Source organism: Marisediminitalea lipolytica (assembly GCF_001758465.1).
Taxonomy (GTDB): Bacteria; Pseudomonadota; Gammaproteobacteria; order Enterobacterales; family Alteromonadaceae; genus Alteromonas; species Alteromonas lipolytica.
Genome location: NZ_MJIC01000002.1, coordinates 128,599 through 152,988 on the forward strand (window position 1 = coordinate 128,599; position 24,390 = coordinate 152,988).

At 48.8% G+C, this 24,390-nt stretch carries 19 protein-coding genes and 1 tRNA gene; 8 read left to right on the plus strand and 12 right to left on the minus strand.

Going from position 1 to position 24,390, the window contains the following annotated elements; all coding sequences use genetic code 11:
- Positions 1 to 52: 52 nt before the first annotated feature.
- The 4 genes from BFC17_RS01370 to BFC17_RS01385 form a co-directional block, all read right to left on the minus strand.
- Positions 53 to 2,413 carry a TonB-dependent receptor gene (locus tag BFC17_RS01370; RefSeq protein ID WP_070174670.1) on the minus strand — a complete coding sequence of 787 codons (2,361 nt, stop codon included), beginning with the start codon at positions 2,411 to 2,413 and terminating at the stop codon, positions 53 to 55.
- A 94-nt stretch (positions 2,414 to 2,507) separates the two neighbouring features.
- The gene (locus tag BFC17_RS01375; RefSeq protein WP_070174707.1) at positions 2,508 to 2,888 is read right to left on the minus strand and encodes a c-type cytochrome; all 381 of its coding nucleotides are present in this window, start codon (positions 2,886 to 2,888) and stop codon (positions 2,508 to 2,510) included.
- Positions 2,889 to 2,902: 14 nt separating this feature from the next.
- Positions 2,903 to 4,378 carry a flavin monoamine oxidase family protein gene (locus BFC17_RS01380; RefSeq protein ID WP_070174671.1) on the minus strand — a complete coding sequence of 492 codons (1,476 nt, stop codon included), beginning with the start codon at positions 4,376 to 4,378 and terminating at the stop codon, positions 2,903 to 2,905.
- Positions 4,375 to 5,577, minus strand: coding sequence for a serine hydrolase domain-containing protein (locus tag BFC17_RS01385; RefSeq protein WP_083271515.1), 1,203 nt, complete (start codon positions 5,575 to 5,577; stop codon positions 4,375 to 4,377). Before BFC17_RS01385 ends, BFC17_RS01380 begins: the two co-directional genes overlap by 4 nt.
- Positions 5,578 to 5,968: 391 nt before the next feature.
- Here BFC17_RS01385 and BFC17_RS01390 point away from each other — a divergent pair, with 391 nt between their 5' ends.
- Entirely contained in the window at positions 5,969 to 6,868 is a 900-nt protein-coding gene (locus BFC17_RS01390) for a LysR family transcriptional regulator (RefSeq protein WP_070174673.1), read from the plus strand.
- A gap of 153 nt (positions 6,869 to 7,021) precedes the next feature.
- Positions 7,022 to 7,792 (plus strand): AsmA family protein, encoded by a 771-nt coding sequence (locus tag BFC17_RS01395; RefSeq protein WP_070174674.1) that lies wholly within the window; start codon positions 7,022 to 7,024, stop codon positions 7,790 to 7,792.
- A 78-nt stretch (positions 7,793 to 7,870) separates the two neighbouring features.
- On the opposite strand, the gene BFC17_RS01400 is transcribed toward BFC17_RS01395, so the two are convergent.
- The 6 genes from BFC17_RS01400 to BFC17_RS01425 all read right to left on the minus strand — a co-directional run bounded on the left by BFC17_RS01400 (position 7,871) and on the right by BFC17_RS01425 (position 13,386).
- Positions 7,871 to 8,419 (minus strand): YaeQ family protein, encoded by a 549-nt coding sequence (locus tag BFC17_RS01400; RefSeq protein ID WP_070174675.1) that lies wholly within the window; start codon positions 8,417 to 8,419, stop codon positions 7,871 to 7,873.
- A gap of 106 nt (positions 8,420 to 8,525) precedes the next feature.
- Positions 8,526 to 8,612: transfer RNA gene (locus tag BFC17_RS01405), tRNA-Leu, on the minus strand.
- Positions 8,613 to 8,676: 64 nt separating this feature from the next.
- Positions 8,677 to 9,381 (minus strand): 3'-5' exonuclease, encoded by a 705-nt coding sequence (locus BFC17_RS01410; RefSeq protein ID WP_139141964.1) that lies wholly within the window; start codon positions 9,379 to 9,381, stop codon positions 8,677 to 8,679.
- A gap of 2 nt (positions 9,382 to 9,383) precedes the next feature.
- On the minus strand, positions 9,384 to 11,216 hold the full coding sequence (locus tag BFC17_RS01415) for a putative nucleotidyltransferase substrate binding domain-containing protein (RefSeq protein ID WP_070174676.1): 1,833 nt from the start codon (positions 11,214 to 11,216) through the stop codon (positions 9,384 to 9,386).
- 174 nt (positions 11,217 to 11,390) lie between these two features.
- Entirely contained in the window at positions 11,391 to 13,115 is a 1,725-nt protein-coding gene (locus BFC17_RS01420) for a sodium:solute symporter family protein (protein ID WP_070174677.1), read from the minus strand.
- Positions 13,116 to 13,119: 4 nt separating this feature from the next.
- The gene (locus BFC17_RS01425) at positions 13,120 to 13,386 is read right to left on the minus strand and encodes a DUF4212 domain-containing protein (protein WP_070174678.1); all 267 of its coding nucleotides are present in this window, start codon (positions 13,384 to 13,386) and stop codon (positions 13,120 to 13,122) included.
- Positions 13,387 to 13,641: 255 nt separating this feature from the next.
- Between BFC17_RS01425 and BFC17_RS01430 the strand changes: the two genes are divergently transcribed.
- The 6 genes from BFC17_RS01430 (at position 13,642) to BFC17_RS01455 (ending at position 21,622) form a co-directional block, all read left to right on the plus strand.
- A complete protein-coding gene (locus tag BFC17_RS01430) occupies positions 13,642 to 17,073 on the plus strand; it encodes a PAS domain-containing hybrid sensor histidine kinase/response regulator (RefSeq protein ID WP_070174679.1) in 3,432 nt (1,143 codons plus the stop codon).
- Between the two features lie 186 nt (positions 17,074 to 17,259).
- Positions 17,260 to 18,165, plus strand: a complete 906-nt coding sequence (gene rimK, locus BFC17_RS01435; RefSeq protein ID WP_070174680.1) for a 30S ribosomal protein S6--L-glutamate ligase — start codon at positions 17,260 to 17,262, stop codon at positions 18,163 to 18,165.
- The gene (locus BFC17_RS01440; RefSeq protein ID WP_070174681.1) at positions 18,165 to 19,196 is read left to right on the plus strand and encodes a succinylglutamate desuccinylase/aspartoacylase family protein; all 1,032 of its coding nucleotides are present in this window, start codon (positions 18,165 to 18,167) and stop codon (positions 19,194 to 19,196) included. The genes rimK and BFC17_RS01440 overlap by 1 nt, the downstream gene beginning before the upstream one ends.
- Positions 19,197 to 19,640, plus strand: coding sequence for an ATP-dependent zinc protease family protein (locus BFC17_RS01445; protein ID WP_070174682.1), 444 nt, complete (start codon positions 19,197 to 19,199; stop codon positions 19,638 to 19,640). It begins immediately after the preceding gene.
- 150 nt (positions 19,641 to 19,790) lie between these two features.
- On the plus strand, positions 19,791 to 20,657 hold the full coding sequence (locus BFC17_RS01450; protein ID WP_070174683.1) for a hypothetical protein: 867 nt from the start codon (positions 19,791 to 19,793) through the stop codon (positions 20,655 to 20,657).
- Positions 20,658 to 20,794: 137 nt separating this feature from the next.
- Complete coding sequence (locus BFC17_RS01455; protein WP_175439510.1) at positions 20,795 to 21,622, plus strand: type 2 periplasmic-binding domain-containing protein; 828 nt, start codon at positions 20,795 to 20,797, stop codon at positions 21,620 to 21,622.
- Positions 21,623 to 21,626: 4 nt separating this feature from the next.
- Here the strand turns inward: BFC17_RS01455 and BFC17_RS01460 are convergent, their stop codons facing one another.
- Positions 21,627 to 22,280 carry a response regulator transcription factor gene (locus tag BFC17_RS01460; protein WP_070174685.1) on the minus strand — a complete coding sequence of 218 codons (654 nt, stop codon included), beginning with the start codon at positions 22,278 to 22,280 and terminating at the stop codon, positions 21,627 to 21,629.
- Positions 22,281 to 22,291: 11 nt separating this feature from the next.
- The gene (gene acs / locus BFC17_RS01465) at positions 22,292 to 24,238 is read right to left on the minus strand and encodes an acetate--CoA ligase (RefSeq protein ID WP_070174686.1); all 1,947 of its coding nucleotides are present in this window, start codon (positions 24,236 to 24,238) and stop codon (positions 22,292 to 22,294) included.
- Between the last annotated feature and the right edge of the window lie 152 nt (positions 24,239 to 24,390).

A 24,390-nucleotide genomic window follows, 5' to 3' on the forward strand; every position in this document is an offset into this window, starting at 1 on the left:
TATCGCTAAAGTGGGTTTACATTTTCACGTCAGTGTAAGACAGCCCGCAAGCTTAGTACTCGCTAAAGGTGTACTTAACCGTTAAACCAACGGTACGGGGCTCCTGCAATGAACCCAGAATGGCGGTATAGCCTGCAAAACCTGAATTAACGCCTTCAGGGTAACCCAGAATATTGTAATCACGGGCATAGGTGTAATCGTCGTTATCAAAGACGTTTTTCACATAGGCCTGTACGCTTAAGTTACCAAATGTCACACCGGCTCTCAGGTTAACCTTATGGATATCAGGCGTTTCAGTTAAGTTTGCTTCGCTGGTATACATGCCTGATTTATAGCTGTAATCAACCCGGGCAAAATAATCGTAATCGCCCATGTAGTCACTGTACTGCAAGCCAATGTTACCGGATTGTTTGGATACGCCAGGCATTTCGTTACCAGAGAAATCCGTGTAGCCAACCAGTCGGGTGAGGTTAACGCTGGTAAATTCCTGAATATCTGAACCGATATAAGCCCCGCTCGCATTTAAGCGCAGGTTACTGGTAATCATCCAGTTAAGCTCACCTTCCAAACCGGTAATTTCGACGCCACCGGTATTGGCATAACCGGCGTAGGTTTCCTGAAAACCGTCGACCATAATGGTACCGTTAAGCTGATTGGTCTGGTTCGTCCAGTCAGCAAAGTACACGTCTGCAACATAAGTCATTGAGCCGCCCAGCGCTGTACCTTTCACGCCAATTTCAAAGTTATCCACTTCTTCCGGCTGAACTGCCAGGGTTATACCCGCCTCTTCAGCAGCGGCGCGGACTTCCGGCAGGTAAGTCGACAATACCGTGTTAAACCGTGAAGGATTAACCCCTTTGGAGTAAGTCGCATAGGCCATCAAATCGTCAGTAAATTTGTAGTCCACAATCACACGGGGTAAAAAGTTGTTATAGGTTGCTTCAGCTTCAAGCGCACCGGTAGCCGTTTCGCTGGATACTTTATCTCGCTGATAACGCCCTTCCGCACTTAAAGTCGCTTTGTCGCTTAACTCATAAGACAAACCAAAAAATAACCCGGTAGTCTTGTTGAAGGCAGTACCGCCCTGTGCCGGGGCAAAGGTATAATCAAAGAATGGCTGAAAAATAGTGTAAGCGGCGCCAGTTTGTGACTCAGCATCAAGATAACTCAGGCCAACAGTCCCTGTTAACGGGCCATCGCCAGCATAACTTAAACGTAATTCCTGAGAAAAATCTTCCACTCTGCGTTCTGACATATAGGCAAAGTTGTAATCACTGGAATAATAGTGGTCAATATCATTGATAATTACCCACTCTTCGTTATTCACACCAGTAAGAGATGAAACACTAAAATCAGTACCCGCGATATCGTAGTCGACCACCAGATGAGCATGATAGGTTTCCCTTTCCATGCCGTAATCATTGATATCCAGATCAGTTAGTCGTAGTGACGGAACTTTAAGTACCGAGTCTTCCGGCAAGCGGGTATTGTAAGAAAGCGGATCGACTTTTGCGGGTAGCTCGCCACAAATATAAGGGTTGCCACCATTGATTTCACAGTTACTCTGAGCCGAAACTAATCGATTACCCGAATAATCATTAATGTTATAAGCGGCAACCAGCGCCGAGGCTGCCGGGCCATCGTCATCGTGAGAGTAAAAACCAAAAGCCTTAATGGTTAAATCTTCGGTAGGCGTTGCCAGAATATACAGATTACCCATGGTGGTTTTTTGATCGCCCAGCGTACCGCCATCGGCACCGTGGTTATCCCAGGCACCATCCTTTTCATAGTTTTCGATTGACGCTCTGAAAGCCAGCTTATCGTCAATCAGGGTTCCTTCGATTTCGCCACGTAAACGCGCGTAACTGTAATTGCCAACGGTCGCTTCTACCGAGCCGGCCCATTCTTTATTCGGCTCTTTGTTTACCACGTTAACCGCACCGGCAAAGGTGTTACGGCCAAAGTAGGCGGCCTGTGGGCCACGCAGAATTTCGATACGCTCCGGAGAACCAATTGAAGAAACGGCGGTAGTAGAAGATACCGGTACTCCGTCGATAAACATTGAGGTAGTGGCCTGTGAACCACTTGGGGTAAAACCACGCAGAATGAAAGTTTGCACCGAGCGGTCTGTTTTACCGGAATAGTTATTTGAAACCACCAGACCCGGCGCATTATCAGCCAGATCACTGACCTGAATAATGCCTCTTTTTTCAATATCGTCGCTGATGAGTGCCGATACCGCTAAAGGGATTTCCTGAATACTTTCAGAACGTTTACGGGCCGTCACCTCGATTTTCTCAATCTGGTTATCCGCCCCTTTCTCCTCTTCTTGCGCCAGTGCTGGCTGTAAAGCACTGATGATAACACCAGCAATGATGCTTAAACGCATGGTTTTCGTACAAGTTGTTCTCATGTGAAATTCCCTCACAATATGCTGTTGAGTCTGTAATTTTGTTATTGCTTTGTGTGCAGACAGCGGCAGCCTGAGCGCCGCTATCTAAAAGTTTTTACAGCGTTTTCAGATACGCAATAATGGCTTTACGCTGTCCTTCGTCAGACAGGCCGGCAAAGCTCATAATGTTCCCGGGTACCAGTGTTGCCGGACTTTGCAGCCATTTATCCAGACTTGCCTCATCCCAGCTAAAGGCCGCCTCACTCAGGGCGGTGGAATAGCTAAACGTGGTCAGACTGCCAGCATCGCGCCCCACAATGCCCTGCAAACTCGGGCCAATTTTTATGCTCGCTCTGTCTGTAGTGGTATGACACGCCTGACACACCACAAATAGCGCTTTTCCCTTGGCAGCAAGCTTTGCCTGCTCGTTGGCCATGGCCTTGTTACCGGCCAGCAAGACCAGCAAAGCGCTGCCGACTGATAAAACTGTTCTCATCTTTACCATCACGTTTATCCCAGACTGATAATTTCAAATGCAGCGCGTTCGCCGGACTCCAACGCAGACTCCATGCCAAAGTCATTACGACGGGTGTGCTCACCAGCAAAATGCAGGCGGTAATGGGGCTTAACGATTTCTCTGGCGAAACGATTAATCTGCCCCGGCGAATACATGTGACGGCAGCCCTGAATCATGGGGTTATTCTTCCAGCCGTACATATCAAGGAAGCGCAGTTTGCCTTTGGTAGCCGGGCGAATTCGGTTAATTTCGGCTTCCATCACTGCCAACGCCTTTTGTTTGGAGTACTGATCAATTCGTGATGCTGCGGCATCGGTAAACACCACCATAAAACGGGGCTTATCTTCATCCGGGCGTTTTTCCAGCGCCCAGAACATCTGTACGGTTTCATCACTAAAAAACGAAGGTTCAAAGCCGTCTTCTTCCCAGAAAGGCTCTTCGATAATGCCAAAGGCGCGGGAGGTATCGACGTAATCGAGTTTAAATACGCCTTCAGCCTGTTTGCCCTGCAAATCAGGGAATACCGAGACATACTGAAGCGTTGAGAAAGGTAAAGCGCTGATGACATAGTCTGATTTAAACCGGCTGCCGTCCATACAGGTCACTTCTGCACCGGTTTTGCTCATGTTTATTTTGCGTACCATTTTGCCAGTACGCACGCTGTCACCGAGCGCGGCTGCCATAGCTTCTGGCAACCGTGAACAGCCACCTTCAATATTATTAATCAGCGCCAGTCCCTCTGACATGCCTTTGCCATTGCCATAACCATAGGGGCGATCAACCGCCTCCTGCACATCCTTAGTAAACGCTAAATCAAACAAACCGCGATTTTTTTCCTGTAATAAGCCCAGGGCAGAAGCGGTATGGATATCGGTGGTGGCTGAAGCCAGACGAATGGCTTCTTCGGAAACGCCATGTTGTTTAAACAGGTCGTAAATCGAAATGTCATAGTCGCTGAACTGAGGGTCGAGCCAGTCGGTCAGCGATTTCAGTGGATTAAGTCCGGTTAGAATTTTTGAGCTTAATAATGCAGGAGGAATTTTTCGTTCGTCGCCCACCGTTTTATTTACTTCGGAATGCTCCCAGTCGGTGGATTTAACCCATTGCCCGTTGACATAATTCGACATCGCCATGAGTTTGCGGTGTTCAGGGATAAGCTTTAGGTTAAACCGCTCACACAAACTAATGGTGCGGGCGTAGGATTTACCTATCTGGCTGGCTCCATACTCCGGGCGTGTCTCTACACCATCAGCGGTATACACCCGCCCGCCAACCCGGTCGGATGCTTCCAGCACAATCACATCGTAACCGGCATCCTTTAGCATCAGAGCACTATTTAAGCCGGATAAGCCGCCGCCAATCACCGTAACCGATGTTGTTTCTGCCGCTTTGGCCCGACCGGGCGAAGCCATGGACAGTGCTGATAGCGCTAAAGCCCCTTTCATTAATTGACGTCTGTTTGTTTTCATTTGTTATGTCCCGTCGGTTCTGTTGCCAGTAATAAATTAGGTAGCGCAGAGTCATCCCAGGAATGATCGGCTTTACCAATGCGCACAATCACCATGTCAGCACTGGGAATGACATAAACCCGTTGCCCGCCGGAACCATCCAGGAAATAAACATCGTCCTGCAGAAATGCCTGTTTGGCTGGTACCACGGCCGGAATACCTTTACCGTAGATGCGCGCCGGGTTATGCGGACTGCCGCGCCAGATTTGCCAGCCGTAATTGGGGTTGGTGGCTGACGGCCGGGTCATGGCCGCAATCCACTCGGCGGGCACAATCCGGGTATCGTTAAGCTGCCCTTGCTTAAGCAGTAACAGGCCAAACTTTAGCCAGTCCCTGGCACTGGCCTGCAGACAACAGGATGCTCGAGGACTACCACCTTCGTGATCCAGCCAAAGCCTTGCATCCGCTGCGCCTAATGGTTTCCATAAATATTCAGAAAGGAAGTCGGCGTAGCGCATCTGGCTTGTTCGCTCGATGATCCAGGCCAGATACTGAGTATTGGCATTGGCATAAAAGAATTCTTCATAAGGCGCAAAACGCATGGGCCAGTGGGCGACCGCCTGTTTAAGGTCGTCACCAAAATAGGTTTGGTAGTACGGACTGGCCGGGTCGGTGGATACCGGTGGTGTAGTAATGCCACTGGCCATCTCCAGCATGGCGCGCAGGCTTATTTCTCCCCGCGGCGTGCCAGCTAATTCTGGTAAATACCTGGCGACCGGATCATCAACACTGTTGATAAGGCCTTGCTGCTGAGCAATGCCTAGCAGCACTGCGACTACCGTTTTATGCATTGAAGCCGTATCAAAGCGGGACTGAGCGTTAAACTCGTACCAGTATTTCTCGCTTCTGATGGCACCACCCTGCCAGTAAATAAAAGCGTAACTGTCATGTTTTTCTGCCAGTGCAATCGCCTGTGCGATAGCAGGTGAAGAAGCAGGGCTTACCGCGAGTGGCTGCTTATCATTGCCGGGGACGATTTCCAGCGGCGAATACCAGTCCACGTCATAAATAAAACGCGCCGCCGGAAAGCTCGCCATACGCGACTTCACCAGATCAATTTGTGCCGGTGTCGGCCAGCTTTCCTGGGCCTGGCCGGATGTTAAGTAGGTCAAAAGCATAAAACTGATAGCCAATCGATAAATCACGAGATCTCCACTCATCCCTTTGCAGCGTGACTAATAACAATGACCGTGCTTAAGAGGCTGATACAAAGAACCAACACTTCAAAGCGCCACAGTCCTCTCGCTGAAACTGCTTACTTATTGACCACGCTAGCAGCGCTGAAGAAAGTTAACTTTGACATTTGTTAAATAAAATTAAGAACGTTATTCATTCTCGACTGGACGGATTTAATACAACATCAGGCAGGATAAGCGCTAGCGCCGGATATTTTATGCAGCATGAATGACATTCATAGGCCCTAGCTAAATTCAGCGATATTCAGCTGCAATGAGCGGTAACCCCTTGGTTATTTGCGATTAATGGTTGCAAAGGCCGCACTTTTCATAACTAATATTCATCAATCAATGAGTGTAAAAGGTAAAATTCTGCGTGTTACGTGACAATTTGAACGATTTAGTGGCACTTAGCGTGGTGGTTAAAGAAGGCAGTTTTACCAAGGCTGCGCGGCAATTAGGCGTTTCACAATCTGCCTTGAGTCACGCCGTCAAAGGGCTGGAAGATCGGCTGGGTACCCGGCTGTTATCACGCAGCACCCGCAGTTTGTATCCAACCGATGCGGGCCGGCAGTTACTTAAGGTTATCGACCCCAGTTTTGCGAGTATCCAGGACGCTATCACCAACCTGGGCGAGTGGCAGGATAATCCTTCAGGTACGGTTAAAATTATCAGCTGTCGCTACGCCGCGCACGCCTTAGTCTGGCCGCGCCTGCGCAATAAGCTCAACAATTACCCTAACCTGCATATCGAACTGCTGGTAGATAACCGGGTAGACGATATCATTGCCGAGCACTATGACATGGGGATCCGTATAGAACAGGAAATCCCTAAAGACATGATCTCTTTTCCTATCAGCGAAAAAGAGGGGATGGTCATTGCCGGCTCACCTGAATACCTGGATCGCTATGGCTATCCGCAAAAACCTGAGGATTTGCTCAAGCATAACTGCATCAAAGTCAGAAAACTCAACGACGGGCGTACTTTTGAGTGGATTCTGCAGGAAAACGGTAAACCATTTGTGCAAAAGGTAAATGGCCAGTGGACTTTCAGCGACAACGGCCACGCCTGGCACGCCGCCCTCGATGGCGCAGGCTTAGCTTACCTGCCCTACGATCTGTTCGAATGGAAAGCCAGGGAAGGACGATTGGTACAGGTGTTAAAAGAATGGATGCCGCTGTCTCCCGGGTTTCATCTGTTCTACCCTAACCGGCGACATCATTCCCGCGCGTTCAGCCTGGTACTGGAAGCGTTGAAGTCTGAACCGACAGCCTGACGCAAAAAGCGCTGGCGATAAATACCTTTGTGCATATTTGCAGTATAAGTAAATACAAAAAACGTCATCCAGGCCTTTTACACTGCCTGGAACATTATGCCTGTGGCGTTTTTGTTGTAGGATGCAGTTAACTCATTACAGAAAGGAAGAATAATGAAGAAAGTTCTATTAATCCTGGTTATCGTTATTGCCGCCATCGTAGGTGGTGTTATGTATATTGCCAGTGGTGCCAATGATTTTATTCGCAGTCAGATTGAAATCCAGGGGACAAAGTACCTGGCCACGCCGGTTAGTGTGGCAGCCGTGGACCTGTCATTCTCAGAAGGCAGACTTACCATTTCTAACATCGATGTAGCCAATCCGGATGGATTCAGTGATGACGTTGCACTGGGACTTGGAGCTATTACCCTGGATTTAGGCAGCGCTGCCGAAGAACCTTACAAAATTCAGGAAGTAACGGTAGATGCACCAGAAATTCTCTACGAGCTGGATAGCAGTGGCCAGGGCAACCTGATAGTGCTGAAAAACAATCTTGAAGCTAACCTGCCAATAGGCGAGGCCAAAGAGCAGCCAGCCGAATCGTCCGGTCCGAGCCCTAAGCTTATTGTCGATAAAGTCATGGTAAGCAACGCCAAACTGGTGCTCAACTTTGAAAACCTGAATACCGGTGAGTTCGAGTTAGACAAGAAAACCTATGCGGTGACGCTGCCAACATTTAACGCCGGTTCGATTGGCCAGCCGGATGGCTTACCAGCCGATCAGGTTGGCGCAGCGATTGTTAAACAAATGCTGGACAACGCCATTAAGCAAGCCAAGTCTGAGGCGAAAAAAGTTGTTGCAGATAAAGCCAAAGAAAAGCTCGAGGAAGAAAAAGACAAGTTACTGGAAAAAGGAAAGGACAAACTGAAAGGCTTGTTTAACTAAGTCGTAGTTTATTCCGAATGCTTACGCGAGCGGCCTGATGATTTGATTATCAGTCGCTCGCTTGTTGTTAGTAAGCTCTTACAAACGTTGCTCGATTGCCACTTCAACGCTTTCTGTTTTATTTGCGCCTTCAATAGTGAGCCACATCTGGCCGTCCTGAATAGTCACCTGTATTTGCATGGAGCGCTGAACGACATTGGCCAGAGTAGTTTCTAACTCTGCTGGCAGGGTAAATACCGACAGGTTTTTTCTGGTTTGTAACTTATTGCTCTCTTTTTTCCACCAGACATCAAAGCTATTGTCTGCATAGGCATAAATCATCATTTGCTGACTTTGGTTACAGCCTTTTTTGATGCGCTGTTCCGATGGCTGCCCCAGCTCAATCCACAGCTCAATCTCGTCGCTGTAGCTTTTTTGCCACAAGTCTGGCTCGTCATCATCGGATAATCCTTTGGTAAACTGTAGCCGCTCGTGAGCATTAGCGATAAACGCGATAATCCGCAACATCATACGCTCATCGTTTTCAGACGGATGGCGCGCAATCGTCAGATTGTGATCGTTGTAGTAGTTGCGATCCATATCGGTAATCGATAGGTCAGCTTTAAAAATAGTCGCTTTGAGTGCCATGGGTATCCTGAGTATTAACTATTCGCGCACAATGCATGCTTACCGAACAGGAAAATAGACGAGTTAACGTTCAAGAAAAATAAGGGATTTTACAACTAAGAAAGGATGGTGCCCAGGAGAGGACTTGAACCTCCACGGCCGTAAGGCCACTAGCACCTGAAGCTAGCGTGTCTACCAATTCCACCACCTGGGCATATGCGATTAAGCGTGTTGCTCAATGCGGGGCGAAAGATACGCTCTTGGACATTTCTTGTCAATCACTTATTTTCAATTTTTCCTAAATTTCTGCATCCGACTGCCTGAGTATGGGCAATATCCTGCAAACTCATCTTACCGGTGGGATCCATGCTGTAATATTGCGCAAACCATAGCTGCAATGTAGCCATGGCATCATCAAGTGCATTATGCGCCGGAGCCAGCGGTAAATTAAGCCGTTGGCGGCAAACTGTGAGTGTTGCGCTGTTTGGCGGCAGCACTTCATGTTGCTTTTGTAACTGATACACCGCCAGTTTGAGCGTATCCAGCGTAATGACTTCCGGTAAATATATCCCGTTAGCCGCCAGCACCTTGTCCAGCACCGCTAAATCCAGCCCCGCATTATGGAAAACCCATACGTGGGTGCTGGCATAGGGCGCTAACTGTTCCAGCGCGTCTTTAATATGCAGCCCATGAGAAATTTCTTCGGCGGTGAGACCATGGATCACCGGGCTTTGCTCTAAATCTCCTGATGCTCTGACGACCGAATAGTAGCAATTACTCAGGTCGATACTGCCACCGCTGCCTTCGGCCCATCCAATGGAGGTGACTTTTGACTTTTGCGGGTCCAGTGAGGTTAACTCCAAATCCACAGCCAGTAAGGGAATATCCCGCAACATCTGGTGTTTGCGTTCTTCCGGCAGTGCGGTCCCACCACTTATCCATTGTCTTACCCGGCGCCAGAAGGAAGGTTGTTGCTGCACCATACTCAGGACATCCCGCCGGAAAACTTCATCACGGCAGCTTGTTGAGCACGTTCAATAGCCTGAAAAGCCGCTTTAAGCTGGTGCCTTTCAATGGAGGATAAATCGCTTACTGACACCAGGTTATCGGTAACTTTATTGTGTAACTGATGACGCCAGCGCAAGCGGTTCAGAAACAGCCAGATATCCCGCAGGTTATCGGCATCCTTACTAGACAAGCCAGCCCCTGCTGGCAGCGCCGCCAGCCTTGCCAGTGTTGAAGGCATGGTCAGGCCATTGTCCAGAGCGTAGAGTCGTACCAGGTTATTAATAATAGCAATGGCACGCACCTTAAGGTCAATCGCATCTTTCACACTATGGCCTTTTTCATAGGTGAACTTCTTAAACATGGACAAGGGCACAGAGGCATCGTTAGCCTGGCGGGCAAGCGCGGCCAGAAACATTTTTTGTTTTAACAGTGGCGCGCGGGCCATTTGCATTTTTCGGAATAACTCCACATCACCGGCGGCGGCACGGGCATCCAGGAAAATATTAAAATACATAATGGCTTTATTGGTGGGCTGGCTCACCCAGCTTTTGGCTTCCTGAATGGCTCCATCAAGGGATAAGCGTAAATCCGGATTGCTGGCCATAATATTACCCGGACACAGCTTGATACCGCATTTGCCCAGGCCGTTACACACGTATTCCGCCATGCCGGCAAAATAGGCGGCTTCTTCTTCGTTGGGCTCGCGCTCAAGTAATAAACCATTGTCCTGATCAGAGCCCATTGTCTGGTCCTCCCGCGCCTGTGAACCATACACTATCCAGGCATAATCCAGCGGTGCCGGGCCATTTTGCTGCTGATAATAACTAATCAGCTTGCGGGTCATAATATCGGTGGCCTGCGCCAGCACCTTGCCGGCAATATCAAAATCACCTGGCCGCTTGGCGTGCGTCGCAAAGTAGTGGGGCATTTGCCATGACAGACGAGTCAGTTCGTACAGGTTTTCGGCCTTGGATAATTCACCAATGACAAACAACACGTTGCCTTTTTGGTGACGGATCACGTCAGAGGCAGTCACCATGCCAACAGGTTGACGCGTAATGCGGTCTACCACCGGCAGGTGATGGATATTGCGCTCGGTCATGAGTGCCATCGCGTCAAACATAGTGCGATTCTGCACAATCATCGCCGGCTGGTCGGTCATAATAGTCCGTACCGGCAGGCTCACATCTAATCCGGTTGCCACCACACGGTTACGCAGGTCACGGTCAGTCACGATCCCCGCCAGTTTGTTATTTTCGGTTATCAACAACGACGACACATTGCTTGCGGCCATCACCGACGCCGCCTCTTGCACCGATAACTGCACATCCACTTTTACCGGCTCACGCTCGATAACTTCCGACAGAGCCTTGTACAGCCACATGGAGTTAGAGTCCTGCACGGCCTGATTTTGCAACGCCTCACTTTTGGTACTCTGAAAAAAGTTGGCAACCTGCGGCATTTCGAGCGACTTTTTAAACGCCGCTTCACTAAAGCTGTACACTAATCCCGGGCTATCGACGACGACTTCCAGCGGATAGGTTACATTGTCAATCAGGCTGTGATAGCCAAAATAATCCCCTTCGCTTAAATGCCGTTCGGGGCCGTCACTGTCTTTTACCGAAAACTGACCGGACTGAATTAAGAATAACCGGCCCTCATTTTCTTTAAGTAATGCCTGCTGATTCTCTTTGGCGAGATAAATAAGCCGGGCCTTTTTGGCCAGTTCATCCAGCATGTCGTCTTTTAACTGATCGAAAGGCGCTGATGTTTTCAAAAAGTCGGTAACTTGCTGTGGCGTGGTACTCATAGGCTATCCCCAAAAGCGTCTGGTCATTTATTCAGCATACCCTGTAAAGGCACCGTTCAATCTGTGCCAGATCAAGACTACTTATCCCTCAGTACACCAGGTTAAATGCACTGAGGGATAAATAAAGAAGGCCCACCCGGGGGTGAGCCTTTTACCGTTTAACTTTTGTTGTGATTAGTGAGCCGAGGCTTCACCAGCACCTTTCGGGAAGCGGATGCTTTCTACCAGGTCCTGGATTTCCTGCGGCGCTTCGTCAGTCATTTTGAACACACCATAGGCTACTGCGAAGTTCACTAACATACCCAGGGTACCGATACCTTCTGGTGAGATACCAAACCACCAGTTAGCAGGCACGTTAGCCGCCGGATTAACAAACTTGAAGTAGATGATGTATGCCGCTGTGAACGCGATACCCGCAATCATACCCGATATAGCACCTTTATCATTCATGCGCTTGCTGAAGATACCCATGATGATAGCCGGGAAGAAGCTGGATGCCGCGAGACCGAAGGCGAAGGCGACCACCTGCGCTACGAATCCTGGCGGGTTAATACCAAAGTAACCAGCGATAACAATGGCCACACCGGCGGCTAAACGTGCATAGAACAGTTCGGCTTTATCGGTAATGTTTGGCGCAAAGTTACGTTTTAGTAAGTCGTGCGATACTGAGGTCGAGATTACCAGCAGCAGACCAGCCGATGTAGACAGTGCCGCAGCCACACCACCAGCAGCCACCAGTGCGATTACCCAGGCAGGCAGGTTCGCAATCTCAGGGTTAGCCAGTACCATGATGTCACGGTCAACTTTAACTTCGTTTTGGCTTGCTGGATCGTCGATGCTACCTGCTGCATAGAACATTTTGCCGTCACCGTTTTTATCTTTAAAGGTGATCAGGCCAGTTTGTTCCCAGTTCTTAATCCAGGTAGGCGCTTCAGCATAAGGGGTGCCCTGCATGTCTTTACCATTGATGGTTTCAATCATGTTTACACGACCAAATGAAGCCAGTGCCGGTGCAGTGGTGTACAGGATAGCGATGAATACCAGCGCCCAACCCGCACTCTTACGTGCATCACGTACTTTAGGTACGGTGAAGAAACGTACGATTACGTGAGGCAGACCAGCAGTGCCAACCATCAGTGCAAAGGTAATAAAGAATACGTCAATTGTGCTCTTCGTACCCGAGGTATACTCATTAAAGCCTAATTCGACGGAGAGATTATCGAGTTTCTCCAACATGTACATTCCGGAGCCATCCGCCAGGGTTGCACCAAATGCAGTTTGCGGCAGGATGTGACCAGTAACCATCATAGAGATGAATACACAAGGTACGATGTAAGCAAAAATCAGTACGCAGTACTGGGCAACCTGAGTATAGGTAATGCCTTTCATACCACCTAAAACGGTGTAGAAGAATACGATTGCCATACCGATAACCACACCGGTTACGATATCAACTTCCAGGAAGCGGCTGAATACCACGCCCACACCACGCATCTGACCGGCAACGTAAGTAAAACAAACGAAGATGGCACAGAATACCGCTACGGTACGTGCAGTTTGTGAGTAGTAGCGATCACCAATGAAATCCGGTACAGTGAATTTACCGAACTTACGTAAGTATGGTGCAAGACATAATGCCAGCAGCACGTAACCACCGGTCCAGCCCATCAGGTATACCGCGCCGTCATAACCCATAAAGGAAATCAGACCGGCCATAGAGATAAATGATGCGGCTGACATCCAGTCCGCTGCGGTTGCCATACCGTTAAGTACAGGTGGAACACCACCGCCGGCAACATAGAAATCGGTGGTTGAACCAGCGCGGGCCCAAATCGCGATTGCGATGTAAAGGGCAAACGAGGCACCAACGATGATAAAAGTTAATAATTGTACATCCATTGGATTACTCCTCGTCTACGCCGTATTTTTTGTCTAACGCGTTCATTTTGGCCATGTACACAAAAATGAGTACTACAAACACGTATATTGATCCTTGCTGTGCAAACCAGAATCCCAGCTTAAAGCCAAAGAATTGGATTTGGTCTAACACGTCCACTAAAAGAATGCCGCAGCCAAAAGACACGACAAACCAGACTACTAACAATTTGGCGAGGATGGAGAGATTCTCCTTCCAATACGCCGTTTTGTCGTCATCACTTTTAAATGCCATCTTTCCGTCCTCATCAACAGGTTAATTCGATGTTTTATTTTTACATTTTCCTAACGGAGAGCTTCTCAGGCGACTTTAGCGCTTACCCCGGCAGTCCCAAACCGCCAAAATCGCCTAAAAACCGCATAATTAGGAGCTTCGGATACACTTTAGACGGGCATGTCAATTCAAGAAATGAGACCATGGTCGTAGGTCAGGTCGTAGGGGGTTGTATATAATGCAACCAGTATTGTTAAAAACCTGTTAGGACAAGGCATGACGTTCGGTTGGGTTTCTCTCGCGTTACTTTATTTATTTTTATTATTTTATATCGCCAGTTGGGGAGATAAGAATTCCACCACGGCAAGATGGATCACCTCGCATCCGGTTATCTACTCGTTAGCGCTGGCTATTTATTGTACCGCCTGGACATTTTTTGGTGCGGTGGGTCAGGCCACGCGTGACACCTGGATATACCTGCCCATTCTGCTCGGGCCAATTTTGGTATACATCCTCGGTTACAAGTTTATTTACAAGCTCACGCTGGTCAGTAAAAAGCAGCATATCAATACCATTGCCGACTTTATCGCCTCGCGTTACGGCAAGCGTCAGGCTGTTGCGCTGCTGGTCACCATCATAGCGCTAATGGCAACCATTCCTTATATCGCGCTGCAACTTAAAGCCATTGGCGCAACCTTTAAGCTATTAACTAACCAGCCTAACAGCCAGTTTATTATTGTGCTGGCCACCGCGTTTATCGCCCTGTTTGCAATTTACTTTGGTACCAAACAAACCGATGTTACGGAATACCGCCGAGGCCTCATCCTGGCCATTTCTTTTGAGTCTTCAATAAAATTACTTGCTTTAGTACTTGTCGCCATCGTCGGCTATCAGGCGTGGTATCAGCAGGAAAACACACCGATCCTGGAAAACTTCTTAACCGACGAAGCACTCTCGCAATTTTCGTCCTTTACCTTTTTTGCCCAGGTGATCATGGCTGCCGCCGCGATTATTTGTCTGCCCCGACAATTTCATGTTGCCATTGTGGATAACCTCAGTCTTAACCACTTAAAAACGGCGCGCTGGCTATTTCCGCTATATCTGGGTATTACTGCAGCTGTAATCCCAATTATTGCCATGGCTGGTCAGGCGGTTTTTGCCGATAACCCCATAGAACCGGATACCTACGTGCTGTCACTGGCCATGTATTCGGAATCCTTTTTATTGCAGGTCATTGTCTTTGTGGGCGGGCTGTCGGCAGCCACCGCTATGATTATTGTTGCTACGCTGACTCTCAGCACCATGCTTACTAACGATGTGGTGTTGCCCCGACTGTTAGCAGTGAAGGAACATTCAGCGTCTTATGGCGACTATGGCAAGCGCATTCGCTTAATTCGTCGCATCATCATCGGGATTATTTTGCTGCTGGCGTTTTTATACCACCAGCAAATGACCGGGAGTCGTTCGCTCCACTCCATTGGTCTGATCGCCTTTTCCCTGGTGATTCAGTTACTACCCGCTGTCATCGGCGGGCTGTACTGGAAAAGAGGTCATGCCCACGGCGTGTACGCCGGATTGATGGTAGGTTTAATCACCTGGGTACTATGGTTAGTGCTGCCCATTGTTAATGATGCAGCCACGGATTTTGAACAAAGCGAACTGCTTAGTCAGGGCGCCATTATAAGCCTGATAACCAACTCCATCGCTTATGGCTTATTTTCCTGGTTTGCCCCGGCTCGCCTGATTGATCGTATTCAGGCAGAGGCTTTTGTTTCACCGGCTGAGGTGCGTAACACACCGCTTAAAAGTCAAAGTGTTAATGTGACCATTGCCGACCTGATAACCCTGCTTTCCACCTTTATGGGCACCGGCCGCTGCAAGCAGCTGGTTAACGAATATCAGCAATTGCATCACACGACCATCGAAAATTCTCAGGTGCCGGATGATGCCTTTATGGCATTTTGTGAACGGGCGCTGGGTGGTGTAATTGGTGCCTCCAGTGCTAAGGCCCTGATTGACAGCGTATTACGTGGTAAGAAGCTCGATTTTACCGAGGTAATTAACTTCTTCGACGATACCACCCAGGCCATGCAGTTCAACATGACTGCCCTGCTCACCTCGCTGGAAAACATGGATCAGGGGATCAGCGTCATCGACAAACACCTGAATCTGGTGGCCTGGAATAAACAATATGCGGCGCTCTACAACTACCCGGAAGACTTACTGGTAGTGGGTACGCCCATTGAAAAGATGATGCGGTACAACGCTCAGCAAGGTGAGTTTGGCGCCTTTGATATTGAAGCTGAGGTTGAAAAACGACTGGAACATTTACGCTCTGGAACACCGCACCGTTTCACCCGTCAACGCAGTGATGGCCGGGTAATAGAAATGGTCGGCAACCCCCTGCCTGGTGGTGGTTTTGTAACAAGCTTTAATGATATTACCGGCCACGTTGAAATTCAGCAGGCACTGGAAGAATCCAACATTGACCTGGAACACCGGATTAAGAAACGTACCGAGGAAGTTCACTCTATCAACGCTGAATTGCGACTGGAAATAGAACGCCGCCGGGGAGTGGAAAAAGAGCTAATCCGCGCCCGTAAACAGGCCGAAGATGCCAACGCCAGTAAAACCCGCTTTCTGGCCCTGGCAAGCCACGATGTTTTGCAACCGCTTAATGCCGCTAAGCTTTATGTTTCGGCCTTGCAGGAAGCCCAGCTTCCCGAAACAGTTAAGAACATAGTAAACAAGCTGAATCATTCGGTAAGTTCCAGTGAAGCCCTGATTGCCACCTTGCTGGATATTTCGCGCCTCGATCAGGGTGAACTCAAACCCAATCCTGAACCGGTAAACATTAAAGACCTGTCTGCCTCTATTGTGGATGAGTTATCAATGCGGGCGAAAGACAAAGGGCTGGAGCTACGTACCTATATTCTGGATTGCTGGGTATACGCCGACAAAACCTTTTTGTACCGGATTATTCAGAATCTGTTATCTAACGCAGTGAAGTACACCGACAAAGGTAAGGTACTGTTTTCTACCCGTAGACGGGCCGGAAAAATACTTATCGAAATCAGAGATACGGGTATCGGTATTTCTGAAGAACAACAAGCGCTGATTTTCAGTGACTTTTACCGCACCAACGAAAGCTCTGAGCACGGGATTGGTCTGGGTTTAGGCGTAGTAAGACGCCTGAGTAACCAGATGCAATGTAAGGTGCAGGTTAAGTCTGAGGTAGGTAAAGGCAGCTGTTTCTCAATCAGCTTTCCCATGACACAGCCTAAGGTAGTAAGAAGTGCTTCACTAGCCAATCCTACAGCATCTTTCAGTGGATTGCGGGTACTCTGTGTGGACGATCAACAGGAAAATCTCGACGCCCTGCAAACCTTGCTGGAAAAATGGGGAGTGAGTACCGTTCTGGCGGACAACTGGGATGATGCTATTACCCAGGCAGATATTTTCTCACCGCAAATTCTGCTTATGGATTATCAGCTCGGCAACGACCAGAATGGCCTGGACTTAATTGACGCTATTCGCCAGCATCTCGACATTGTGCTGCCTGCTTCATTGGTTACCGCCACTCACGATGAGGACGTGGTGACCCGTTGTAAGGAGCAAGGGGTGAATTATCTGAGCAAACCCATTAAACCCGCCAAGCTGCGCGCTTTGCTGAAAAGCATGACCCGATATATTAAATCTGCCCACTGATTGTGGGCAGCATCTGCCCGTGACAGAGGCCCTTTTTTAGGCGTATGCTATAACCAATACGGTAAACGGTGAGTCTTGTTATTACTCAAGATTTATCACCGTCACGACAAATTTTATTTACTTTACATTACCCTCACACAAGGCAAAGTATGCCGTTTTTTGCCGCAACCAAAATTAGGCTGAACCATGCGAATTGCAATACTATCCCGAAATCCCCGCCTTTACTCTACCCGCCGCCTCAAAGAGGCTGCCGAGCAGCGCGGACACACCGTGGATATCATAGACACCATGCACTGCTATATGGACATTACCAGCAGCGATCCGTCAGTTCGCTATAAAGGTGAGAGACTACCTGACTATGATGCAGTCATCCCGCGCATTGGGGCATCGGTGACTTTTTATGGCACCTCGGTGGTACGTCAATTTGAGATGATGGGCACATACAGCATCAACGAATCCGTAGCCATCAGCCGCTCGCGGGACAAACTGCGCTCCTTACAGCTTTTATCCCGTAAAGGGATTGGCATGCCCCGTACCGGTTTCGCCCATCACCCGGATAAGGTAGACGACGTGATTAAAAACGTTGGCGGCGCGCCGGTGGTGATCAAGTTACTGGAAGGTACCCAGGGTATCGGCGTAGTGCTGGCCGAATCACAGAAAACCGCGGAAGCCATGATTGAAGCCTTTATGGGCCTGAACGCCAGTATTCTGGTTCAGGAATACATTAAAGAAGCCGGTGGGGCAGACATCCGCTGTTTTGTTGTGGGTGGCAAGGTGATTGCTGCCATGAAACGCCAGGCAGCACCCGGCGAGTTTCGCTCTAATCTGCATCGTGGCGGCTCCGCCAGCCTGGTTCGTTTGTCGCCGGCGGAGCGTAAAACCGCCATTAACGCAGCGAAAACCATGGGCTTAAACTGTTGTGGTGTAGATATTTTACGTTCTTCACGCGGACCTGTGGTGATGGAAGTTAACTCCTCTCCAGGTCTGGAAGGTATTGAAAAAGCAACCAGTAAAGATGTGGCCAGCATGATCATTCAGTTTATCGAGAATTCGGCAAAACCACACAAAACTAAAACCAAAGGACAAGGCTGATGGCCACCAAAGGGCTTGTGATTGGCGGTGAAACCATACTGCCGGGTGAAACGAAGAAAATCGCCCTGGATATGCCGCCTCTTTATACTGCTACCAGTATGAGTATTCCGGTTTATGTGAAGCGCGGTAAACGTTCGGGCCCTACGTTATTTGTGAGTGCGGCAATCCATGGTGACGAGCTGAACGGCATTGAAATCATTGCCCGCCTCATTAAATCACGGGTCATCGACAGGTTAAAGGGCACGCTCATCGCCGTGCCCACCGTTAATGTTTACGGCGTGCTCAACCAGTCACGGTATTTACCCGACCGACGCGACCTTAACCGCAGTTTTCCGGGCAGCCGTAAAGGCAGTCTGGCCGGGCGTCTGGCGCATTTATTTTTTAATGAAGTGGTGAGTAAGTGTGATGTTGGCATCGATTTACATACCGGTGCGATTCACCGTAGTAACCTGCCGCAGATCCGTGCCGACCTCGACGACGAGGAAGTCCTCGCGATGGCGCAGGCCTTTGGGGTGCCCGTACTGCTAAACGCCGATATTCGTGACGGTTCACTGCGCGCCACCGCCAGTGAAGCCGGTATCAAAATTCTGTTGTACGAAGCCGGTCAGGCTTTACGTTACGACGAGTTTTCCATTCGGGCCGGCGTAAAAGGCATTATCAACACCATGCGTCATCTGGGAATGCTTAATAAAAGCCGTGCGAAGGGCGTGCCGATTAAACCGTATATCGCCCGCTCAAGTGGTTGGGTGCGCGCGCCGGAAAGTGGCTTTATAAACCACCTGGCGCAACTGGGCGATCATGTGGAAAAAGGCGATAAGCTGGCCACCATAGCTGACTCTTTTGGCCAGTCGCAGGGGGTAATTATTAGTCCGGCTGAAGGCGTGGTGATTGGTAAGCAGAATATTCCTTTAACTCAGGAAGGCGAGGCCATCTATCACATCGCTTATTTCAAAACGCCAGATACTGTTGCTGAACAGGTTGAAATGCTACAAGACAATCTGGTACCCAATGACTCTACGGTGACAATTTAAATGAGCAGATCAAGTAAAACCAAACAAATGATTGGTGCATTGGAGTACGGCAACCTGCCACAACTCGGTATCACTAATCTGGTAATGCGGGTAGATACGGGTGCAGCCACCTCGTCGCTGCATGTGGATAATATCGAAGAGTTTGAACAGGACGGCGCGCGTTGGATCCGTTTTGATATCCATCCGGATATTCATGATGTGGCCCGAACCGTGCGGTGCGAAAGCAAAGTGCTGAGTCAGAAAAAAATTAAAAGCTCCACCGCCGACCGCCAGCGACGTTACGTGATTTCCACCAAACTGGAAATGGGCAGTCGCTCGTGGAAAATCAAGTTAACCCTGACCGACCGCTCGGAAATGACTTACCTGATGCTACTGGGCAGACAAGCAATGAATGGCAAGTTTTATGTGGATCCGGAATACGAGTTTATTCTTCGCAGCAAATAACGTCCTGCGGGGAAAGTGCCGCTTAATTGCAAAGCGACTTTCCCCGTTAACTCATATTTACATGACTAGCGGTATTCGCTGTCACTGCTGTGCAGGAATGAGATCAGTCGCCTATACTCTCAGAGTAGTCATAACGGAATTTCATTACGCATGAAGAAGCTGGCCTGGGTCGTTGCCTTTACATCTTTAGTTTATTCATTGACCGTCCGGGCTGCCGAGGTCATTCGTATACCGACCTTTACGACAGAGCACCCTATTGTTAACTACCTTGCGCTGCAACTGGAACAAGCCGTAAGGGTCACCAACGATGACTTTGGCGCAGCGGAAATAGTTCGCCTTAAAATACCTGTTGAAGAAGAACGACAGCTGCGCAACCTGAATCAGGGGATAACGGACGTCGCTTGGGCAACGTGTTCTGTGCAACGAAATAGTGATTATCGCATGGTGCCAGTACCGATGATTGCGGGTTTGTTTGGCTTCCGCGTAAATCTGATCAGAGAAACCGACCATCGCTTTAACCAGATTAACACACTCAACGACCTGACCAGCTTAATCGCCGTGCAATCGCCCAAATGGCACGATTACGACATCCTGGTAAAAAATGGCTTTACGGTTCTTTCCTCCGACCGTTTCTCCGCCTATCGCGCCGTAGAAAAAGGACTGGCTGATTTCTATCCCAGAGGCATTGCCGAAGTCATCGGCGAGATGGAAATTGCTAACACTAAGGGGCTGGTTATTGCTCCCGGCCACGCGCTTCGCTACCCATTAATTTTTTTACTTTATGTAGAAAAGCACAATCAAAAGCTGGCCAACCGACTTACCCTTGGCTTTCAACGGAATATCGAAAACGGAGAGTTCCTTGCACTGCTGGAACAACAGGATTGGTATACAACTGCCGTTTCGCTGTTACCAGGCAGAAAAGTTTTTGAATTAACTAACCATGGCTCTTTGGGAGGATGCAAAGAGGCAGAAGAGACTTACAAGGATTTGTTGCAGGCTCCCTATGTTAAACCTTAATCAACCCCTATTTACCAAACTGGCGCTTTGTCAGCCTGGATTGGCATTGGCCGTTTAACGGCCCTTTGGTCATGCGCCCTTTTAAATCTGGTACTCAGTGGTTTGCTGCTTGTTGCCTGTTTATAAGCACTTCTTTAATGGCAAATCCTTTGCCAAAGGAGTCAGTCGAAGACGTCGTAATACCAACATTTCAGCCTGGTACGGGTGACTTTTACTTTTATATCAAAACGCTGCTTAATCTGGCTTTAACGCAATCAGAACAACAGTTTGGTCCGGTAGTTTTAAAAACAAATCCACAGCGGACAACCCAGGCTGAACAGTTTAATAACCTGAAACTCGGCATTACTGACATAACCTGGTCAGTGACAACTATCAAACGTGAACAGCAGTTTATCCCCATTCGTATTCCCTTAACCGCCGGACTCTTTGGCTACCGGGTACTGGTGTGCAGAGAGGCTGATCCGCGCTTCTCATCACTCCAGTCACCAGCGCAGCTAAAATCATTAATGGCAATACAAGGGGCTGACTGGCCGGATACGAGCATTATGGAATACAACGGCTATGCACTGACTACTGCGAATTATGAGGATACCTACAGCCGATTAAAGCAAGGTAGTGTGGATTATTTTCCCCGTGCTGCACACGAAGTTTTTGAAGAGTTATCGATACACGCGGATGGCCAGCTTATTATCAAAGCGCATACCGCGTTGCATTACAGCAACCCGATGTTTTTCTTTGTGACGAAGGACAAACCCGAACTGGCCGAACGACTGCTCAAAGGATTGGCCATTCTGGCGGCCAATGGCGACTTAAATCGCTTGCTGACTTCCCAGTTTTTTTATATCCGCGCCAGAAACCTGTTAATGGGCAGAACGTTATATGAACTGGAAAATCCCCTGCTGTCTGCCGATACCAAAGCGGCACTGGCACATTATCCAAGCCCTTTAGAGCATCTGTTTAAATAAAGGTTTATTTGGCAGAGCTAGCCGGAGGCTCAAGCTCCAACTGTGAAGCAATAAGCACCGCTTGAGTACGATTATTGATCCCAAGCTTCTTAAAGATAGCCGTAACGTGTGCTTTAACAGTAGCTTCGGCAATATCCAGATTGTAGCCAATCTGTTTGTTGAGCAAACCATCGCGCATATAGCACAGCACTTTGTACTGTGAAGGAGTCAGACTCGACACTTTGTCAGCCAGTTCAGAAAACGCCTCATCGACATCTTCAATTTTTTCACTAATTGATTCTGGCAGCCAGATATCGCCATCCAAAATCACCTGCACCGCTTTGGCAATATTATCAGCACTGGTGGTTTTAGGAATAAACCCAAGAGCACCCACACCCACTATTTTGGAGATAATGGTGGCATCTTCGGTGCCGGATACTACGGCTACGGGTAAATCGGGGTAAAGCTTGCGGATATGTAATAAGCCGAACAGATCGTTACTGCCCGGCATATGTAAATCAAGTAACAAAAGGTCGACATCTTCTTTTTCAAGCATGTCGACCGTCGCAGTGAGATCGCCAGCCTCGAGGATAGTGAGGTCTGGCAATGACAATGATAACGCTCCCTTTAGCGCATCGCGATATAAAGGGTGATCATCGGCAATCAGCAGCGTTATCATTTGCACTCCGTTTACTTATTAAGACGCTCCTCTATGAGTGTATCAACAACCGACGGATCCGCCAACGTTGACGTATCGCCTAGTTGCTCATGCTCATTGGCGGCAATCTTACGCAGGATACGACGCATGATCTTACCAGAACGGGTTTTCGGCAGACCACGAGACCACTGAATCATATCCGGCGTTGCGATTGGGCTCAACTCGGTGCGAACCCAGGCACGGATTTCCTTAGTCAGATCGTCATCCGGCTCAACACCTTCATTAGGCGTGATGTACACGTAGATGCCCTGACCTTTAATGTCATGGGGGTAACCCACTACCGCAGCTTCTGCCACTTTAGGGTGAGCAACCAGTGCACTTTCGATTTCAGCAGTACCTAAGCGGTGACCAGAAACGTTCAGTACGTCATCCACGCGACCGGTGATCCAGTAGTAACCGTCTTCGTCGCGACGAGCACCGTCACCAGTGAAGTAAACGCCTTTATAAGCACTGAAGTAAGTGTTAATAAAGCGCTCATGATCACCGTATACAGTTCGCGCCTGGCTTGGCCAGCTGTCTTTGATAACCAGGTTACCTTCGTTTGCGCCTTCAAGCTCAGCACCTTCAGCATCGAACAGCGCAGGCTGAATACCAAACATCGGACGAGAAGCAGAACCAGGTTTAAGCGGTGTTGCACCCGGCAGCGGAGAAATCATCATGCCGCCGGTTTCGGTTTGCCACCAGGTATCCATAATCGGACAACGGCTTTCACCGATTACGCGGTAGTACCATTCCCAGGCTTCAGGGTTGATTGGCTCACCCACCGAACCTAACAGGCGCAGTGATGACAAGTCACAGCCTTCTACCGGCGCCTCGCCGTGTGCCATTAATGCACGAATTGCGGTTGGCGCAGTGTACAGTGAGTTAACTTTGTATTTTTCTACTACCTGAGCAATACGACGTACGTCCGGATAAGTAGGTACACCTTCAAAGAATACCTGGGTTGCACCGTTGATTAACGGACCGTAAGTCATATAGCTGTGGCCGGTGATCCAGCCCACATCCGCCGTACACCAGTAAATATCATCTTCGCGATAATCGAAGGCATATTTAAAGGTCATTGCGGTATATAACAGGTAACCACCGGTGGTATGTACAACACCTTTAGGGGTACCGGTAGAACCAGAGGTATACAGGATAAACAGTGGATCTTCGGCGTTCATCACTTCAGGCTCGCACTGCGCAGAACAATCTTCTACCAGCGCATCCCAGTAAACATCCACACTGTCATCGAATGCCACATCGCCGCCAGTCAGCTTGTGTACAATAACGTTGGTAATCGAAGGACAAGCACCGTTTGCCAGCGCACGGTCTACGTTAGCTTTCAGCGGTACGCTGCGACCAGCACGGCGGCCTTCGTCACAGGTGATAACGACTTTTGCGCTGCTGTCATTAATACGGTCGGCAATCGCATTTGGTGAGAAACCACCAAAGATAACCGAGTGAACAGCACCGATACGGGCACAGGCCAGCATTGCATAAGCTGCCTGAGGTACCATTGGCATGTAGATAGCGACGCGGTCGCCTTTCTCTACACCCAGTTTTTTCAGGCCGTTTGCCAGCTTACATACTTCATAATGCAGCTGTTGATAGCTGATCTCATCACTGTCTTCAGGTGAGTCACCTTCCCAGAAAATAGCGGTTTTCTTGGCATCTTTTGCTAAATGACGATCGATACAGTTATAACTGGCGTTTATTTCGCCATCTTCAAACCATTTAATCGAAACGGTTTCCGGGCCAAAGGTGGTGTTTTTTACTTTTGTAGGCTTGGTATACCAATCCAACGTGCTGGCATATTCGCCCCAGAACCCTTCAGGATCCTCAACCGACTTCTTGTACATTTCGAAGTACTGTTCTTCAGTCAGATGTGTTGACGCTTTGATGTCCTCAGGAACCGGGTATATCTTGCTGGCAGTCATTTGATGTGCCTCCAATTTTTAATAAAAAGCAGTGATATTGTTGATAGATCAATGTAGCCGTTCCTGACCAAAGAAAAATGCGACTTTGGTCTTACCGAAAGCGAAATTTCTATTTACTTACCTTGTGTTACGACTTTCGTCTTATAGACCAT

What these genes read in the sequence shown, in the direction of transcription:
- BFC17_RS01375 (WP_070174707.1), bottom strand. Translation starts at nt 2,888, where the DNA reads ATGAGAACAGTTTTATCAGTCGGCAGCGCTTTGCTGGTCTTGCTGGCC.
- BFC17_RS01430 (WP_070174679.1), top strand. Translation starts at nt 13,642, where the DNA reads ATGACGTTCGGTTGGGTTTCTCTCGCGTTACTTTATTTATTTTTATTA.
- acs (WP_070174686.1), bottom strand. Translation starts at nt 24,238, where the DNA reads ATGACTGCCAGCAAGATATACCCGGTTCCTGAGGACATCAAAGCGTCA.
- BFC17_RS01370 (WP_070174670.1), bottom strand. Translation starts at nt 2,413, where the DNA reads ATGAGAACAACTTGTACGAAAACCATGCGTTTAAGCATCATTGCTGGT.
- BFC17_RS01415 (WP_070174676.1), bottom strand. Translation starts at nt 11,216, where the DNA reads ATGAGTACCACGCCACAGCAAGTTACCGACTTTTTGAAAACATCAGCG.
- BFC17_RS01445 (WP_070174682.1), top strand. Translation starts at nt 19,197, where the DNA reads ATGAGCAGATCAAGTAAAACCAAACAAATGATTGGTGCATTGGAGTAC.
- BFC17_RS01455 (WP_175439510.1), top strand. Translation starts at nt 20,795, where the DNA reads ATGGCAAATCCTTTGCCAAAGGAGTCAGTCGAAGACGTCGTAATACCA.
- BFC17_RS01385 (WP_083271515.1), bottom strand. Translation starts at nt 5,577, where the DNA reads ATGAGTGGAGATCTCGTGATTTATCGATTGGCTATCAGTTTTATGCTT.
- BFC17_RS01380 (WP_070174671.1), bottom strand. Translation starts at nt 4,378, where the DNA reads ATGAAAACAAACAGACGTCAATTAATGAAAGGGGCTTTAGCGCTATCA.
- BFC17_RS01450 (WP_070174683.1), top strand. Translation starts at nt 19,791, where the DNA reads ATGAAGAAGCTGGCCTGGGTCGTTGCCTTTACATCTTTAGTTTATTCA.
- BFC17_RS01410 (WP_139141964.1), bottom strand. Translation starts at nt 9,381, where the DNA reads ATGGTGCAGCAACAACCTTCCTTCTGGCGCCGGGTAAGACAATGGATA.
- BFC17_RS01425 (WP_070174678.1), bottom strand. Translation starts at nt 13,386, where the DNA reads ATGGCATTTAAAAGTGATGACGACAAAACGGCGTATTGGAAGGAGAAT.
- BFC17_RS01460 (WP_070174685.1), bottom strand. Translation starts at nt 22,280, where the DNA reads ATGATAACGCTGCTGATTGCCGATGATCACCCTTTATATCGCGATGCG.
- BFC17_RS01395 (WP_070174674.1), top strand. Translation starts at nt 7,022, where the DNA reads ATGAAGAAAGTTCTATTAATCCTGGTTATCGTTATTGCCGCCATCGTA.
- rimK (WP_070174680.1), top strand. Translation starts at nt 17,260, where the DNA reads ATGCGAATTGCAATACTATCCCGAAATCCCCGCCTTTACTCTACCCGC.
- BFC17_RS01400 (WP_070174675.1), bottom strand. Translation starts at nt 8,419, where the DNA reads ATGGCACTCAAAGCGACTATTTTTAAAGCTGACCTATCGATTACCGAT.
- BFC17_RS01420 (WP_070174677.1), bottom strand. Translation starts at nt 13,115, where the DNA reads ATGGATGTACAATTATTAACTTTTATCATCGTTGGTGCCTCGTTTGCC.
- BFC17_RS01440 (WP_070174681.1), top strand. Translation starts at nt 18,165, where the DNA reads ATGGCCACCAAAGGGCTTGTGATTGGCGGTGAAACCATACTGCCGGGT.